Raw genomic sequence first — 16784 nt, 5'->3', positions numbered from 1 at the left:
TTAATAATTAAATAAAAGGTTGTAGATTTAACTTCAAACAATCAATAATGTTTATTTTAAACTATTAATATGACTTTTAAATCATTTACAGATTATTTATTGCTAGAAAAAAACTATTCAGCATTAACGGTAAATGCATATCAAAAAGATTTAGAGAGTTTTTTAGATTTTATTAAAAATTATTATGAAACAAATTCCATTAATAATGTTAATTATTCTCAAATACGAAGTTGGATAGTTTCTTTAGTAGAAAGTGGTTTAACAAATAGAAGTATTAATAGAAAAGTATCAGCCTTAAATACCTATTATAAGTTTCTTTTAAAAATAGGAGATATAGATATTAATCCTTTAGCAAAACATAAAGCATTAAAAACAAGTAAAAAGATTCAAGTCCCATTTTCAGAAAAAGAAATAGCTACAGTTTTAGATGACTTGCATTTTGAAAAAGATTTTGAAGGTGTACGAGACAAATTAATAATAGAATTATTCTATTCTACTGGTATTAGAAGAATTGAGCTTGTAGAATTAAAATTAACAAGTTTTAGCTTTGATAATAAAACGTTAAAAGTATTAGGTAAAAGAAATAAAGAACGCATCGTTCCGTTATTAGAAACAGTATCACAAACATTGAGTAAGTATATAAAATTAAGGAATGAATTAGAATGTGTTTTAGATACTGATTATTTATTTTTAACAAAAAAGGGCGTTAAAATATATGAAACACTTGTTTACAGAATAATAAATGAGTATTTTAGTTTAGCATCTTCAAAAGTTAAAAAGAGTCCACATATATTAAGGCATTCTTTTGCAACACATTTGTTGAATCAAGGTGCTGACTTGAATGCAGTTAAAGAGCTTTTAGGACATTCTAGTCTAGCATCAACACAAGTATATACACATAATAGTATATCAGAATTAAAAAAGGTGCATGTAAATACGCATCCTAGAAGCAAAAAATAGAAGCGTAAAAATTATTGTCTAACCAAAAATGAAGTAGTATGAAAGTAAACACACAATCAGTTAATTTCAATGCAGATCAAAAATTAATAGATTTTATCCAAAAACGTATGGATAAGTTAGATTTGTTTTATGATAAAGTCATAAAATCAGATGTTTATTTAAAAGTAGAGAACACCAGTGATAAAGAAAATAAAATTTTTGAAGCAAGAGTTAGTGTACCTGGTGATAGTTTTGTTGTAAAAAAGCAATGTAAAACTTTTGAAGAGGGCGCAGATATGGCAGTTTCATCGCTAGAAAGGCAGTTAAAAAAACGAAAAGAAAAATTAAGAGCACATTTATGATAAAATTTATTAAAAAATGTTTTGAATAAATAAATAAATCTATACATTTGCAGTCCGTTAGAAATAGCGGACTTTTTTATGCGTTAAAAACATAAGAAAAAAAGCCGATGTAGCTCAGCTGGCTAGAGCAGCTGATTTGTAATCAGCAGGTCGTGGGTTCGAGTCCCTCCATCGGCTCAAGTTCTTTAAAATATTGAAATAAGTTAATTGGGGAGATACTCAAGCGGCCAACGAGGGCAGACTGTAAATCTGCTGACTACGTCTTCGCAGGTTCGAATCCTGCTCTCCCCACAAACTTTTTTCAGTTTTTGTTGAAATATTGAAAACCTTACAAGCGAAAGCTTGTTAAAATTGCGAGAGTAGCTCAGTTGGTAGAGCGTCAGCCTTCCAAGCTGAATGTCGCCGGTTCGAACCCGGTCTCTCGCTCTAAATTCCTGCGAAGGCAGGAATCTCTTCTTTCATATTAATGCAGTTAGAAATAGTTGTTTTGAGAGAATAGGAAATAAAAACTTTACGCCGGTGTAGCTCAGGGGTAGAGCGTTTCCTTGGTAAGGAAGAGGTCACGAGTTCAATTCTCGTCATTGGCTCTATTTATTTAGAGAAAAAAATAGAATACACTAATATTATTATATAACTAAGATTAAAATTATTTAAAAACATGGCAAAGGCAACTTTCGATCGTTCAAAACCACACTTAAATATTGGTACAATTGGACACGTAGATCACGGTAAAACAACTTTAACTGCTGCTATTACTAAAGTATTAGCTGATGCAGGTTTATCAGAAGCTAGAGATTTCGATACTATCGATAATGCTCCAGAGGAAAAAGAAAGAGGTATTACAATTAATACTTCACACGTAGAATATCAAACAGCAAATCGTCACTATGCACACGTAGATTGTCCAGGTCACGCCGATTACGTAAAGAACATGGTAACTGGTGCTGCACAAATGGATGGTGCTATTTTAGTGGTAGCTGCTACTGATGGTCCTATGCCACAAACTCGTGAGCATATCTTATTAGGTCGTCAAGTAGGTATTCCTCGTATCGTTGTTTTCTTGAACAAAGTTGATATGGTTGATGATGAAGAGCTTTTAGAATTAGTAGATATGGAAGTTAGAGATTTATTATCATTCTATGAGTATGATGGTGATAATGGTCCTGTAATTTCTGGTTCTGCTTTAGGTGCACTTAACGGTGAACAAAAATGGGTTGATACAGTAATGGAATTAATGGCTGCTTGTGATGAGTGGATTGAAGAACCATTAAGAGAAGTTGATAAAGATTTCTTAATGCCTATCGAAGATGTATTCTCTATTACTGGTCGTGGTACGGTTGCAACTGGTCGTATAGAAACTGGTATCGCTAACACTGGAGATCCTGTAGAAATTATTGGTATGGGTGCTGAGAAATTAACATCTACTATTACAGGTATTGAAATGTTCCGTCAAATATTAGATAGAGGTGAAGCTGGAGATAATGCAGGTATCTTATTAAGAGGTATTGAAAAATCTCAAATCTCAAGAGGTATGGTAATCTGTAAGCCAGGTTCTGTAACTCCACATGCTAAATTTAAAGCTGAGGTTTATATCCTTAAAAAAGAAGAAGGTGGACGTCACACTCCATTCCATAATAACTACCGTCCACAGTTTTACGTACGTACAACTGACGTAACTGGAAACATTGCGCTTCCTGATGGAGTAGAAATGGTAATGCCTGGAGATAACTTAACTATTACTGTTGAGTTAATTAACACTATTGCAATGAACGTAGGTTTACGTTTCGCTATCCGTGAAGGTGGTAGAACAGTAGGTGCAGGTCAAGTAACTGAAATTTTAGACTAAATTATAGTTTAATTAATATAGAGTTAAGGTATTTCGTTTTTCGGAATACCTTGACTTATATTTACGGGTTTAGCTCAGTTGGTAGAGCACTGGTCTCCAAAACCAGGTGTCGGGAGTTCGAGTCTCTCAACCCGTGCTTAAGTAGTTAGTAATTTTAAAATTACTTTCAATAATATAAAGATTAAAATTTTGCTTAATTCAAATATTGAAAGACAAGGTTTTAATTCATTCAAAATAATAATAAATGGCTGGATTTGTAAATTACGTAAAAGAATCATTTAGTGAACTTAAAAATAATGTGACTTGGCCATCATGGGCAGAAGCACAAAGTTTAACTGTTTTAGTTGCTGTATTTTCAATTGTATTTTCCTTAGCAATTTGGGGTGTAGATACTGTGTTTAGCAAGGTTATTGCATCTTACTTTGAATGGATTAACTAACGGTAAAAAAACAATTTTTATGTCTGAAGTAAGTGAAAAAAAATGGTATGTTGTTAGAGCTGTAAGTGGTCAGGAAAACAAAATCAAGACGTATATCGAGAATGAAATTGCTCGTTTAGGTCTTCAAGATTATGTAGATCAAGTATTAGTTCCAACAGAACGAGTAATACAAATTCGTAACGGGAAAAAAATCCATAAAGAGAAAACGTTTTTCCCAGGTTACATTATGGTACAAGCTAATTTAACTGGTGAGGTACCTCATATTATAAGATCAGTAACTAATGTTATTGGTTTTTTAGGTGAAACAAAAGGAGGAGATCCTGTACCGTTAAGACAATCTGAAGTAAACAGAATGTTAGGTAAAGTTGATGAATTGGCGGTTGAAGAAAGTGCAAATGTTGCAATTCCTTTTACAAAAGGAGAAACTGTAAAAGTTATTGATGGTCCATTCAATGGATTTGATGGTACTATTGAGAAAATAAATGAAGAAAAGCGTAAGCTTGAAGTAATGGTTAAGATTTTCGGAAGAAAAACACCATTAGAATTAAGTTATATGCAAGTAGAAAAAGTAGTATAATAGTGTTACAATAGATAGATGAGTCTTTCGCTTCCAAATGAAAGATAACATCAAAAAATTAAATTATTAAAAATGGCAAAAGAATTAGGTAAAGTAGTTAAGTTACAAGTTCGGGGAGGTGCTGCGAATCCATCGCCACCGGTTGGACCCGCTTTAGGAGCTGCAGGTGTTAACATCATGGAGTTCTGTAAGCAATTCAATGCCAGAACCCAAGATAAAGCAGGTAAAGTATTACCAGTTGTTATCTCTGTTTACAAAGACAAATCATTTGACTTTGTAATCAAGACTCCACCAGCAGCAGTTCAGTTAATGGAAGCAGCAAAGGTGAAGAAAGGATCTGGAGAGCCAAACCGAAAAAAAGTAGCTAAAGTTTCGTGGGATCAGGTTAAAACCATCGCAGAAGACAAAATGGTAGATTTAAATGCATTTACTATCGAATCTGCAATGAAAATGGTAGCTGGTACTGCAAGATCAATGGGTATAACCGTAACAGGGCAATTCCCTAATTAATCTATAATAGACATTTAAAATGGCAAGATTAACAAAAAAGCAAAAAGAAGCTGCAGCGAAAATAGAAAAAGGAAGAATTTATTCTGTTGAAGAAGCATCAGCATTAATAAAAGAAATTACCAATACTAAATTTGACTCTTCAGTTGATTTAGCTGTACGTTTAGGAGTAGATCCTCGTAAGGCAAATCAAATGGTAAGAGGTGTGGTATCATTACCTCATGGTACTGGTAAAGACATGAAAGTATTAGCATTAGTAACACCAGATAAAGAAGCCGAAGCAAAAGAAGCTGGAGCTGATTATGTAGGTTTAGACGAATACCTTGATAAAATCAAGAGCGGATGGACAGACGTTGATGTTATTATTACTATGCCAAGTGTAATGGGTAAATTAGGTCCTTTAGGACGTGTATTAGGTCCTCGTGGTTTAATGCCTAACCCAAAAACAGGTACAGTAACTATGGATGTTGCTAAAGCTGTAACAGAAGTAAAAGCTGGTAAAATTGACTTTAAAGTTGATAAAACTGGTATTGTACATGCTGCTATAGGAAAAGCATCATTTAGTGCTGATAAAATTGCAGGTAATGCAAATGAATTATTAACAACATTAATGAAACTAAAACCGACAACTGCAAAAGGAACTTATGTAAAAAGCATATTTATGTCTTCTACAATGAGCCCAAGTATTGCTGTTGATCCTAAAATTGGTTAATTAAGTTAAAACTTTTATTATGACAAGAGAAGAAAAATCATTAGTAATTGAGGAGTTAACTGCAGAATTAGCTAATAATGCAAATATCTATTTAGCAGATATTTCAGGATTAAACGCAGTAACAACCTCAAACTTACGTCGTGCTTGTTTTAAAGCAAACGTAACGTTAGCAGTTGTAAAAAATACATTACTTGAAAAAGCAATGGAAGCTTCAGACAGAGAGTTCGGAGATCTTCCTTCTGTTTTAAAAGGAAATACATCTGTGATGTATTCTGAAACAGGTAACGTACCAGCAAAGTTAATTAAAACCTTCCGTAAAAAATCAGACAAGCCTTTATTAAAAGGAGCGTTTATTGAGGAATCGGTTTATATTGGCGACGATCAATTAGACATGTTAGTAGATATCAAGTCTAAAGAAGAGTTAATAGGAGAGATTGTTGGATTATTACAATCGCCTGCTAAAAACGTTATTTCTGCACTTAAATCAGGTGGAGGAACAATTGCTGGACTTATTAAAACACTTTCTGAAAAATCAGAATAGTATTAAATAGTACGCACTTTATTACAAATATATTATTACAAAATTATTAAAACGATAGAAAAATGGCAGATTTAAAAGATTTCGCAGAACAATTAGTTAACCTTACTGTAAAAGAAGTAAATGAGTTAGCAACTATATTAAAAGATGAGTATGGTATCGAGCCTGCTGCTGCTGCTGCAGTTGCTGTTGCTGGTCCTGCTGGAGGTGGAGAAGCTGAAGAAGCTCAAACTGAATTTGATGTTATTTTAAAAGCAGCAGGTGGTTCTAAATTAGCTGTTGTAAAATTAGTTAAAGAATTAACTGGTTTAGGTTTAAAAGAAGCTAAAGGTTTAGTTGATGATGCACCAAGTGCTATCAAAGAAGCTGTAACTAAAGATGAAGCTGAGGCTTTAAAAGCATCTTTAGAAGAAGCTGGAGCTGAGGTTGAGCTAAAGTAAGCTTACCATCTAAAAAACATAAAGGTTTAGGTCTGGAGAAGGTTCTCCAAGACCTAAACCATTTTGCGTATATAATGGTTACATACGCGTTATCACTATTTTTTAATCAAAATTCCGTCTATTGATGTTATCAACACAAGCTGAAAGATTAAATTTCTCCTCTATTGTAAATAGAACAGAATATCCAGATTTCTTGGATATTCAGATTAAATCCTTTCAGGATTTTTTCCAATTAGAAACGAAGTCTGAAGAAAGAGGAGATGAAGGTTTATATAATACCTTCATGGAGAACTTCCCTATTACAGATTCACGTAATCAATTCGTTTTAGAATTTTTAGATTACTTTGTAGATCCACCAAGATACGCTATTGATGAGTGTATTGAAAGAGGTCTTACTTACAGCGTTCCGCTAAAAGCAAGGTTAAAGTTATATTGTACAGACCCTGAACATGAGGATTTCGAAACCATTGTTCAAGATGTGTATTTAGGAACTATACCTTATATGACACCATCTGGTACTTTTTGTATCAATGGAGCAGAGCGTGTAGTTGTATCTCAATTACACCGTTCACCAGGGGTATTCTTTGGTCAATCTTTCCATGCAAATGGAACAAAATTATATTCAGCAAGAGTTATACCATTCAAAGGATCGTGGATTGAGTTTGCTACAGATATCAACCAGGTAATGTATGCTTACATTGATAGAAAGAAAAAGTTACCTGTTACAACGCTTTTCCGTGCAATTGGATTTGAGCGTGATAAAGATATATTAGAGATTTTTGATTTAGCTGAAGAAGTTAAAGTATCAAAATCTGGATTAAAAAAATATTTAGGAAGAAAATTAGCTGCACGTGTTTTAAATACATGGCATGAGGATTTTGTTGATGAAGATACAGGTGAAGTAGTATCAATCGAGCGTAACGAGATTGTGCTTGATCGTGATACTATCATAGATAAAGAAAACATTGAAGAAATTCTTGAAGCAGATGTAAAAACAATTCTTTTACATAAAGAAACTGCAGAACAAGGTGATTATGCTATTATTCATAACACACTTCAAAAAGATCCAACTAACTCTGAAAAAGAGGCTGTTGAACATATTTACAGACAATTACGTAATGCTGAGCCGCCAGATGAGGAAACAGCACGTGGTATTATAGATAAATTATTCTTTAGTGACCAACGTTACTCTTTAGGAGAAGTAGGTCGTTATAGAATGAATAAAAAATTACAGTTAGATATTGGAATGGATAAGCAAGTGCTTACTAAAGAAGATATCATAACTATTATAAAATATTTAATTGAGTTAATAAACTCTAAAGCAGAGATTGATGATATTGATCACTTATCTAACCGTCGTGTACGTACAGTTGGTGAACAATTATCTTCTCAGTTTGGTGTTGGTTTAGCTCGTATGGCGCGTACTATTCGTGAACGCATGAACGTTCGTGATAATGAGGTGTTTACACCAATAGATTTGATTAATGCTAAGACCTTATCGTCTGTAATTAATTCATTCTTTGGAACAAACCAATTATCTCAATTTATGGATCAAACCAATCCATTAGCAGAGATTACTCATAAGCGTCGTTTATCGGCTCTTGGACCTGGAGGTCTTTCTAGAGAAAGAGCAGGTTTCGAGGTTCGTGATGTTCACTATACGCACTACGGACGTTTATGTCCTATTGAAACTCCTGAGGGACCAAATATTGGTTTAATATCGTCACTATCTGTATACGCGAAAGTGAATTCTATGGGATTCATTGAAACGCCTTATAGAAAAGTAACTGATGGTGTGGTTGATATTGAAAATAAACCAACATATTTAAGTGCTGAAGAGGAAGAAGATAAATTAATTGCTCAAGCAACAGTTAAAGTTGATGAGGATGGTAAAATTTTACATGATAAGGTAATTGCTAGAATGGAAGGAGACTTTCCTGTAATTGAACCAAGTGCACTTCATTATACTGATGTTGCACCAAATCAAATATCATCTATATCAGCATCTTTAATTCCTTTCTTAGAGCATGATGATGCGAATAGAGCCTTGATGGGATCTAACATGATGCGTCAAGCAGTGCCTTTATTAAGAGTAGATGCACCAATTGTAGGTACAGGTTTAGAACGTCAAGTAGCATCAGATTCTCGTGTTTTAATTAATGCAGAGGGAACAGGAGAAGTACTTTATGTTGATGCTAATGAAATTAAAATTAAATACGAACGCTCTGAAGATGAAGCTAAAGTAAGTTTTGATTCTGATATCAAAACATATCAATTAGTAAAATTCAGAAAAACGAATCAAGGTACTTCTATCAACTTAAAACCAATTGTGGTTAAAGGTGATAAAGTTTCTAAAGGTCAAGTTTTATGTGAAGGGTATGCAACTCAAAAAGGAGAGTTAGCACTTGGAAGAAATATGAAAGTAGCCTTTATGCCTTGGAAAGGGTATAACTTTGAGGATGCGATTGTAATTTCTGAAAAAGTTGTTCGTGAAGATATATTCACATCTATTCATATTGATGAGTATTCTTTAGACGTAAGAGATACTAAATTAGGTAACGAAGAGTTAACTAATGATATTCCTAACGTTTCTGAAGAAGCTACTAAAGATTTAGATGAAAATGGAATGATTCGTATTGGAGCCGAGGTAAAACCTGGCGATATCCTAATTGGTAAAATTACACCAAAAGGAGAATCAGATCCAACTCCAGAAGAAAAATTATTACGTGCTATCTTTGGAGATAAAGCAGGTGATGTAAAAGATGCATCTTTAAAAGCATCTCCTTCTTTACATGGTGTTGTTATAGAAAAGAAGTTATTTGCTAGAGCAGTAAAAGATAAACGTAAGAGAGCTCAAGATAAAGATGATATTTTAGCTTTAGAAACACAATACGATAGAAAGTTTGATGATTTAAAAGATGTTTTAATCGAAAAGCTTTTCAATATTGTAAACGGAAAAACAGCTCAAGGTATCTTTAATGATTTAGGTGAAGAAGTGTTACCAAAAGGTAAAAAATTCACACTTAAAATGTTAAACGCTGTTGATGATTATGCGCATTTAGTGTCAGGTAAATGGACAACAGATGAACATACAAATCAATTAGTAGCTGATTTAATTCACAACTACAAGATTAAAGAAAACGATTTACAAGGTTCTTTACGTCGTGAGAAGTTTACAATTTCTGTAGGTGATGAGTTACCAGCAGGTATTATAAAACTTGCTAAAGTTTATATCGCTAAAAAACGTAAACTTAAAGTTGGTGATAAAATGGCAGGACGTCACGGTAACAAAGGTATTGTTGCTCGTATTGTTCGTCAAGAAGATATGCCATTCTTAGAAGATGGAACGCCTGTTGATATTGTATTAAACCCACTTGGTGTACCGTCTCGTATGAATATTGGTCAAATTTATGAAACTGTTCTTGGATGGGCAGGTCAAAAATTAGGTCGTACTTATGCAACACCAATTTTTGATGGAGCTACAATAGAACAAATTAATGGATTTACAGATGAAGCTGGAGTCCCAAGATACGGACATAGTTATTTATACGATGGTGGAACAGGAGAGCGTTTCGATCAACCAGCAACAGTTGGTGTGATTTATATGTTGAAACTAGGACACATGGTAGATGATAAAATGCACGCACGTTCTATAGGACCTTACTCATTAATTACGCAACAACCATTAGGTGGTAAAGCACAGTTTGGTGGTCAACGTTTTGGTGAGATGGAAGTTTGGGCACTTGAAGCTTATGGAGCATCAAGTACCTTACGTGAGATTTTAACTGTAAAATCTGATGATGTTATTGGTAGAGCTAAAACTTACGAAGCAATCGTAAAAGGTGAACCAATGCCAGATCCAGGATTACCAGAATCTTTCAACGTACTTATGCACGAATTGAAAGGTTTAGCGTTGGATATCAGATTAGAGGAGTAGTTAATTAAAAAAATCATTTCATCCATATATTATGGCAAGAAAACAAGATAAATATACAGTAAAGAGATTTAATAAAATCTCAATTGGTTTAGCATCACCAGAATCTATTTTAGCAGAGTCTAGAGGTGAGGTTTTAAAACCAGAAACTATCAATTATCGAACTCACAAACCAGAACGTGATGGTTTGTTCTGTGAGCGTATTTTTGGTCCTGTTAAGGATTACGAATGTGCTTGTGGTAAATATAAAAGAATTCGCTACAAAGGTATTGTTTGTGACCGTTGTGGTGTAGAAGTAACCGAAAAGAAAGTACGTCGTGATCGTGTAGGGCACATTAATTTAGTGGTTCCTGTTGCTCACATTTGGTATTTCCGTTCTTTACCAAATAAAATTGGTTATTTATTAGGATTACCATCTAAGAAATTAGATATGATTATTTACTACGAGCGTTATGTAGTAATTCAACCAGGTAATGCTAAAAATGAAGAAGGCGAGCCAGTACAAAAAATGGATTTCCTTACGGAAGAAGAATACTTAAATATTCTTGAAACGCTTCCTCAGGATAATCAATATTTAGATGACACAGACCCTAACAAGTTTTTAGCTAAAATGGGGGCTGAGTGTTTAATTGATTTATTAGCTAGAATAGATTTAGAATCTTTGTCGTATGAATTACGTCATAAAGCTAATACAGAAACATCTAAACAACGTAAAACAGAAGCTTTAAAGCGTTTACAAGTTGTTGAAGCTTTACGTGAATCTAACGAAAACAGAGAAAATCGTCCTGAATGGATGATCTTGAAAGTTGTGCCAATTATTCCGCCAGAATTAAGGCCATTAGTGCCTTTAGATGGTGGACGTTTTGCAACTTCAGATTTAAATGATTTATATCGTCGTGTAATTATCCGTAACAACCGTCTTAAAAGATTAGTTGAGATAAAAGCACCTGAGGTAATTTTACGTAATGAAAAACGTATGTTACAAGAATCTGTTGATTCATTATTAGATAACACGCGTAAATCATCTGCTGTAAAAACAGATTCTAACAGACCATTAAAATCATTATCAGATTCACTTAAAGGTAAGCAAGGACGTTTTCGTCAAAACTTACTTGGTAAGCGTGTTGATTATTCTGCACGTTCGGTAATTGTTGTTGGACCAGAATTAAGATTACATGAATGTGGATTGCCTAAAAATATGGCAGCAGAACTTTACAAACCTTTCGTAATTAGAAAACTAATTGAAAGAGGTATTGTAAAAACTGTAAAATCTGCAAAGAAAATTATAGATAAAAGAGAGCCAGTGGTTTGGGATATCTTGGAAAATGTTCTTAAAGGACATCCAGTATTGCTAAACCGTGCGCCTACTTTACACCGTTTGGGTATACAAGCATTCCAACCTCAATTAATCGAGGGGAAAGCAATTCGTTTACACCCATTAGTATGTACAGCATTTAACGCCGATTTTGATGGAGATCAAATGGCGGTACACTTACCATTAGGACCAGAAGCTATTCTAGAATGTCAATTATTAATGTTGGCATCTCACAATATCTTAAATCCTGCAAATGGTTCTCCAGTAACGGTACCTTCTCAAGATATGGTACTTGGTCTTTATTATATGACTAAGTTACGTACGTCTACTCCAGAAGTGCCAATTTTAGGAGAAGGTTTAACTTTTTACTCTCCTGAAGAAGTTGAAATAGCTTTTAATGAGAAGAAAGTAGACTTAAATGCTGGTATTAAAGTAAGAACTATTGATATTAATGAAGAAGGGAAGTTAGACAGAATGATTGTTGAAACTACTGTTGGTAGAGTGTTATTTAATCAACACGTACCTCAAGCAGCAGGATATATCAATCAAGTACTTACTAAAAAATCTTTAAGAGATATTATTGGTAATATTCTAAAAGTAACATCTGTTCCTGAAACAGCAGATTTCCTTGATGCCATTAGAACATTAGGATTTAAATTTGCATTCCAAGGTGGATTATCATTCAGTTTAGGAGATATTATCATTCCTCCAGAAAAGCAAGGAATGATTGATAAAGCCAATGGATTAGTTGATGGTATTATGGGTAACTATAATATGGGACTTATTACAAACAACGAACGTTATAACCAAGTTATTGATATTTGGACTTCTACAAATGCTGAATTGACTGAATTGTCAATGAAACGTATTCGTGAAGATCAACAAGGATTTAACTCGGTGTTTATGATGCTTGATTCTGGAGCTCGTGGATCTAAAGAACAGATTCGTCAGCTTACAGGTATGCGTGGATTAATGGCAAAACCTAAAAAATCTACTGCAGGTGGAGGATCAATTATTGAAAATCCAATTCTTTCTAACTTTAAAGAAGGTCTTTCAATTTTAGAATACTTTATTTCTACTCACGGTGCGCGTAAAGGTCTTGCAGATACGGCTCTTAAAACTGCCGATGCAGGTTACTTAACACGTCGTTTAGTAGATGTTTCTCAAGATGTTATTATTAATACTGAAGATTGTGGAACTTTAAGAGGTGTAGAAGTAGAGCCATTAAAGAAAAACGATGAAGTTGTTGAAACACTTGAAGAAAGAATTGTTGGTCGTGTATCTTTAAATGATGTATATGATCCATTAACAGATGAGTTGTTAGTTTCGGCTGGTCAGTTAATAGAAGACGATACAGCAAAAGCTATTGAAGCATCACCAATAGATAGTTTAGAAGTACGTTCTGCATTAACTTGTGAAGCTTTAAAAGGTATTTGTGCTAAATGTTACGGACGTAACCTTGCTACCGATAAAATGGTACAACGAGGTGAAGCTGTAGGTGTTGTTGCTGCGCAATCTATTGGAGAACCAGGAACACAGTTAACACTTCGTACTTTCCACGTAGGTGGTATTGCAGGTAACATTTCAGAAGAAAATAATTTAGCTGTTAAGTTTGATGGTAAAGCTGAAATTGAAGATTTAAAAACAGTTAAAGGTGAAGATGGAGAAGGTAATGAGGTTGATATCGTTATTTCTAGAACATCTGAACTTAAATTGATAGATAAGAAAACAGGTATTACATTAAGTACTAATAACATTCCTTACGGGTCAACGATTCTTATTAAGAACGGTGATAATTTAGTTAAAGGAGATGTTGTTTGTTCTTGGGATCCATATAACGGTGTTATTATTTCAGAATTTGCTGGTAAAGTAAAATATGAAAACATCGAACAAGGTATAACATACCAAGTTGAGATTGATGAACAAACTGGTTTCCAAGAAAAGGTTATTTCTGAATCTAGGAACAAAAAGTTAATACCAACACTTCATATTGAAGATGGTAAAGGAGAAACAATTCGTTCATACAACTTACCAGTTGGAGCTCACATAATGATTGATGATGGAGAGAAAGTTAATATCGGTAAAGTTTTAGTAAAAATACCTCGTAAGTCTTCTAAAGCAGGCGATATTACAGGTGGTTTACCTCGTGTAACTGAGTTGTTTGAAGCTCGTAATCCTTCTAACCCAGCTGTAGTAAGTGCTATTGATGGTGTTGTATCTTTCGGAAAAATTAAAAGAGGTAACCGTGAGATTATTATAGAATCTAAAACTGGTGATATTAAGAAATACTTAGTAAAATTATCAAGTCAAATTCTTGTACAAGAAAATGATTTTGTAAAAGCAGGTATGCCTTTATCAGATGGTTCTATAACTCCAAACGATATCTTGAATATTAAAGGGCCATCAGCAGTACAACAATACTTAGTAAACGAAGTACAAGAAGTATACCGTTTACAAGGTGTGAAAATTAACGATAAGCACTTTGAAGTTGTTGTTAGACAAATGATGCGTAAAGTACGTATTATTGATTCTGGTGATACTATTTTCTTAGAAGATCAATTAGCTCATAAAGCAGATTTTATACTAGAAAATGATGCTATTTTCGGAATGAAAGTTGTTGAAGATGCTGGTGATTCTGCAAATATTAAAGCAGGTCAAATTATCTCTCCTCGAGAATTACGTGATGAAAATTCACTTTTAAGAAGAGAAGATAAGCAACTTGTGGTAGCTAGAGAAGCACAACCTGCAACTGCTACACCAATATTACAAGGTATTACAAGAGCATCGCTTCAAACTAAATCGTTTATTTCTGCGGCATCGTTCCAAGAGACAACTAAAGTTCTTAATGAAGCTGCTGTAGCTGGTAAAGTAGATTCTTTAGAAGGCTTGAAAGAAAATGTAATTGTTGGACACAGAATTCCAGCAGGTACAGGTATGCGAACTTACAAAGACATTATTGTTGGCTCTAAAGAAGAGTTTGACGAAATGATGCAAGTTAAGCAAGAGTTAAATTATAATTAAATGAGACTCAAGTTTCACGAGCCGAAGGGGAAGTGAAATTTGTAAGTCGAATTTATGCTGAGCGTAGTCGAAGCATCTCATAAAAATAAAGCCTTCACGCATTAAGTTGTTTGAAGGCTTTTTTATTAATCAAATAAATAAGACTTCCTCTTTCGTGGAAGTGAAAAATAAATTATGGCAGACCAAAAAGAAAACCAAAAACAAAGGCAAATAAATATTGAGTTAGATGAAAAAGTAGCAGAAGGTACTTATTCTAACTTAGCGATTATTAATCATTCTGTTTCAGAATTTGTAGTTGATTTTGTAAACATTATGCCTGGAGTTCCTAAAAGCAAAGTGAAGTCTAGAATTATATTAACGCCTCAGCATGCTAAACGCTTGTTAAAGGCTTTGGCCGATAATGTTAATAGATTTGAAAATGCTCACGGCGAGATAAAAGATTATGAGCAACCACCAATTCCATTAAATTTTGGGCCAACTGGTCAAGCATAAAAAAAGCCTTTGAAATTAATTTCAAAGGCTTTTTTTATAAACTAATTATTATCAATCAAACTCAGAAACATAATGGAATTTTATACTCGGATATTTTTGTTGTGTCATTTGTAAAGAGAAAGATGAGTCTGCTAAAAATACTAACTGGTTTTGTTTATCCTTAGCTAAAAAACGTTGTTTTACTCTTACAAATTCTTTGTATTCATCATTTTTAGGATCTTCAGGATCTACCCAACAAGCTTTAAATACATTTAAATTTTCATACGTACACTTAGCGCCGTATTCATGTTCTAATCGGTATTGAATAACTTCATATTGAAGCGCGCCAACGGTTCCAATAACCTTTCTACCGTTAAGTTCTAATGTGAATAATTGAGCAACTCCTTCATCCATTAATTGATCTATGCCTTTAAAAAGTTGTTTAGATTTTAAAGGATCTGCATTATTAATATATCTAAAATGCTCTGGAGAAAAACTAGGAACACCTTTATAATTTAATACCTCTCCTTCGGTTAAGGTGTCTCCAATTTTAAAAGTTCCTGTGTCTTGTAAACCAACAATATCACCAGGGTAGGAGATATCTACAATCTCTTTCTTTTCAGCAAAAAAGGCATTCGGACTAGAAAATTTTACTTTTTTATTATTTCTTACATGTAAATAAGGTGCATTACGTTTAAATTCACCTGAAACAATTTTAACAAAAGCTAATCGGTTTCTGTGATTAGGATCCATATTGGCATGAATCTTAAATACAAATCCACTAAATTTAGATTCATCAGGTTGTACTAAACGTTCTTCACTTTGTTTCGGTCTTGGTTTTGGAGCAATATCAACAAAGCAATCTAATAGTTCTCTAACTCCAAAATTATTTAAAGCAGAACCAAAAAATACAGGTTGTAAATTTCCGTTTAAATAATCTTCTTTATCAAATTGAGGGTAAATACCATCAACAAGTTCTATTTCTTCCCTTAAGGTATTTGCAGCTTCATTACCAATTAAGGTATCCAGTTCTGGAGATGATAAATCTGAAATTTCAATAGTTTCTTCAATATCTTTTCTACTATCTCCACTAAATAGATTAACGTTCTTTTCCCAAATATTATAAATACCTTTAAAATCGTATCCCATTCCTATTGGGAAACTTAAAGGAGTTACTTTTAATCCTAATTTTTGTTCTACTTCATCTAATAAATCAAACGCATCTTTACCTTCTCTATCCATTTTATTAATGAATACAATCATAGGAATATTTCGCATACGACAAACTTCAACTAATTTTTCAGTTTGTTCCTCAACCCCTTTTGCAACATCAATAACTACAATAACACTATCTACAGCGGTAAGTGTTCTAAAGGTATCTTCCGCAAAATCTTTATGTCCGGGCGTATCAAGAATATTGATTTTGATGCCATTATATTCAAATGCTAAAACAGAAGTAGCAACCGAAATTCCACGCTGACGTTCAATTTCCATAAAGTCACTGGTAGCTCCCTTTTTTATTTTATTACTTTTTACAGCACCCGCTTCTTGAATAGCACCTCCAAACAGCAGTAATTTTTCAGTTAAAGTTGTTTTACCAGCATCCGGATGCGATATAATACCAAAGGTTCGTCTACGTTCTATTTCTTTTAAAAAACTCATAAATATTTGTGCAAATGGGTT

13 protein-coding genes and 5 tRNA genes are annotated in these 16784 nt (G+C 33.6%); 17 read left to right on the top strand and 1 reads right to left on the bottom strand.

Annotated elements, in window-relative coordinates:
* Window positions 1–69: 69 nt before the first annotated feature.
* From ACH5TX_RS11430 to ACH5TX_RS11350, 17 genes are all read left to right on the top strand, one after another.
* Window positions 70–960: a tyrosine-type recombinase/integrase gene (locus ACH5TX_RS11430; RefSeq protein ID WP_439339631.1), complete on the top strand. Its 891-nt coding sequence runs from the start codon at window positions 70–72 to the stop codon at window positions 958–960.
* A 38-nt stretch (window positions 961–998) separates the two neighbouring features.
* On the top strand, window positions 999–1301 hold the full coding sequence (gene hpf, locus ACH5TX_RS11425) for a ribosome hibernation-promoting factor, HPF/YfiA family (RefSeq protein ID WP_439339630.1): 303 nt from the start codon (window positions 999–1001) through the stop codon (window positions 1299–1301).
* Between the two features lie 103 nt (window positions 1302–1404).
* Window positions 1405–1478, top strand: a tRNA-Thr gene (locus tag ACH5TX_RS11420).
* Window positions 1479–1510: 32 nt separating this feature from the next.
* Window positions 1511–1592 (top strand) — tRNA-Tyr (locus ACH5TX_RS11415).
* A gap of 62 nt (window positions 1593–1654) precedes the next feature.
* A tRNA-Gly gene (locus ACH5TX_RS11410) sits at window positions 1655–1727 on the top strand.
* Window positions 1728–1816: 89 nt separating this feature from the next.
* A tRNA-Thr gene (locus ACH5TX_RS11405) sits at window positions 1817–1888 on the top strand.
* Window positions 1889–1959: 71 nt separating this feature from the next.
* Window positions 1960–3147 (top strand): elongation factor Tu, encoded by a 1188-nt coding sequence (tuf, locus tag ACH5TX_RS11400; protein WP_439337283.1) that lies wholly within the window; start codon window positions 1960–1962, stop codon window positions 3145–3147.
* A gap of 63 nt (window positions 3148–3210) precedes the next feature.
* Window positions 3211–3283: transfer RNA gene (locus tag ACH5TX_RS11395), tRNA-Trp, on the top strand.
* 108 nt (window positions 3284–3391) lie between these two features.
* Window positions 3392–3586, top strand: a complete 195-nt coding sequence (gene secE / locus ACH5TX_RS11390; protein ID WP_439339629.1) for a preprotein translocase subunit SecE — start codon at window positions 3392–3394, stop codon at window positions 3584–3586.
* 19 nt (window positions 3587–3605) lie between these two features.
* The gene (nusG, locus tag ACH5TX_RS11385) at window positions 3606–4163 is read left to right on the top strand and encodes a transcription termination/antitermination protein NusG (protein ID WP_439339628.1); all 558 of its coding nucleotides are present in this window, start codon (window positions 3606–3608) and stop codon (window positions 4161–4163) included.
* A 72-nt stretch (window positions 4164–4235) separates the two neighbouring features.
* Window positions 4236–4673: a 50S ribosomal protein L11 gene (gene rplK / locus ACH5TX_RS11380; RefSeq protein WP_439339627.1), complete on the top strand. Its 438-nt coding sequence runs from the start codon at window positions 4236–4238 to the stop codon at window positions 4671–4673.
* Window positions 4674–4692: 19 nt separating this feature from the next.
* Window positions 4693–5382, top strand: coding sequence for a 50S ribosomal protein L1 (rplA, locus tag ACH5TX_RS11375; protein WP_439339626.1), 690 nt, complete (start codon window positions 4693–4695; stop codon window positions 5380–5382).
* Between the two features lie 19 nt (window positions 5383–5401).
* The gene (rplJ, locus tag ACH5TX_RS11370; RefSeq protein ID WP_439339625.1) at window positions 5402–5923 is read left to right on the top strand and encodes a 50S ribosomal protein L10; all 522 of its coding nucleotides are present in this window, start codon (window positions 5402–5404) and stop codon (window positions 5921–5923) included.
* Between the two features lie 62 nt (window positions 5924–5985).
* On the top strand, window positions 5986–6360 hold the full coding sequence (rplL, locus tag ACH5TX_RS11365; protein ID WP_300248778.1) for a 50S ribosomal protein L7/L12: 375 nt from the start codon (window positions 5986–5988) through the stop codon (window positions 6358–6360).
* Window positions 6361–6484: 124 nt separating this feature from the next.
* The gene (rpoB, locus tag ACH5TX_RS11360) at window positions 6485–10297 is read left to right on the top strand and encodes a DNA-directed RNA polymerase subunit beta (protein ID WP_439339624.1); all 3813 of its coding nucleotides are present in this window, start codon (window positions 6485–6487) and stop codon (window positions 10295–10297) included.
* A 31-nt stretch (window positions 10298–10328) separates the two neighbouring features.
* The gene (gene rpoC / locus ACH5TX_RS11355; RefSeq protein WP_439339623.1) at window positions 10329–14630 is read left to right on the top strand and encodes a DNA-directed RNA polymerase subunit beta'; all 4302 of its coding nucleotides are present in this window, start codon (window positions 10329–10331) and stop codon (window positions 14628–14630) included.
* 174 nt (window positions 14631–14804) lie between these two features.
* Window positions 14805–15122, top strand: coding sequence for a DUF3467 domain-containing protein (locus tag ACH5TX_RS11350; RefSeq protein WP_439339622.1), 318 nt, complete (start codon window positions 14805–14807; stop codon window positions 15120–15122).
* Between the two features lie 51 nt (window positions 15123–15173).
* On the opposite strand, the gene ACH5TX_RS11345 is transcribed toward ACH5TX_RS11350, so the two are convergent.
* A complete protein-coding gene (locus tag ACH5TX_RS11345; RefSeq protein ID WP_439339621.1) occupies window positions 15174–16763 on the bottom strand; it encodes a peptide chain release factor 3 in 1590 nt (529 codons plus the stop codon).
* Window positions 16764–16784: the final 21 nt, after the last annotated feature.

It is taken from the genome of Thalassobellus citreus (genome assembly GCF_044385915.1).
In the GTDB taxonomy this organism is placed as follows: Bacteria; Bacteroidota; Bacteroidia; order Flavobacteriales; family Flavobacteriaceae; genus Thalassobellus; species Thalassobellus citreus.
The sequence above is the reverse complement of the archived record's forward strand: the minus strand, read 5'-3'. Positions and strand labels throughout refer to the sequence as shown.

Bases quoted from the DNA above. Each gene is read 5' to 3' on its own strand.
- ACH5TX_RS11430 (WP_439339631.1), top strand. From the start codon at position 70: ATGACTTTTAAATCATTTACAGATTATTTATTGCTAGAAAAAAACTAT.
- hpf (WP_439339630.1), top strand. From the start codon at position 999: ATGAAAGTAAACACACAATCAGTTAATTTCAATGCAGATCAAAAATTA.
- tuf (WP_439337283.1), top strand. From the start codon at position 1,960: ATGGCAAAGGCAACTTTCGATCGTTCAAAACCACACTTAAATATTGGT.
- secE (WP_439339629.1), top strand. From the start codon at position 3,392: ATGGCTGGATTTGTAAATTACGTAAAAGAATCATTTAGTGAACTTAAA.
- nusG (WP_439339628.1), top strand. From the start codon at position 3,606: ATGTCTGAAGTAAGTGAAAAAAAATGGTATGTTGTTAGAGCTGTAAGT.
- rplK (WP_439339627.1), top strand. From the start codon at position 4,236: ATGGCAAAAGAATTAGGTAAAGTAGTTAAGTTACAAGTTCGGGGAGGT.
- rplA (WP_439339626.1), top strand. From the start codon at position 4,693: ATGGCAAGATTAACAAAAAAGCAAAAAGAAGCTGCAGCGAAAATAGAA.
- rplJ (WP_439339625.1), top strand. From the start codon at position 5,402: ATGACAAGAGAAGAAAAATCATTAGTAATTGAGGAGTTAACTGCAGAA.
- rplL (WP_300248778.1), top strand. From the start codon at position 5,986: ATGGCAGATTTAAAAGATTTCGCAGAACAATTAGTTAACCTTACTGTA.
- rpoB (WP_439339624.1), top strand. From the start codon at position 6,485: ATGTTATCAACACAAGCTGAAAGATTAAATTTCTCCTCTATTGTAAAT.
- rpoC (WP_439339623.1), top strand. From the start codon at position 10,329: ATGGCAAGAAAACAAGATAAATATACAGTAAAGAGATTTAATAAAATC.
- ACH5TX_RS11350 (WP_439339622.1), top strand. From the start codon at position 14,805: ATGGCAGACCAAAAAGAAAACCAAAAACAAAGGCAAATAAATATTGAG.
- ACH5TX_RS11345 (WP_439339621.1), bottom strand. From the start codon at position 16,763: ATGAGTTTTTTAAAAGAAATAGAACGTAGACGAACCTTTGGTATTATA.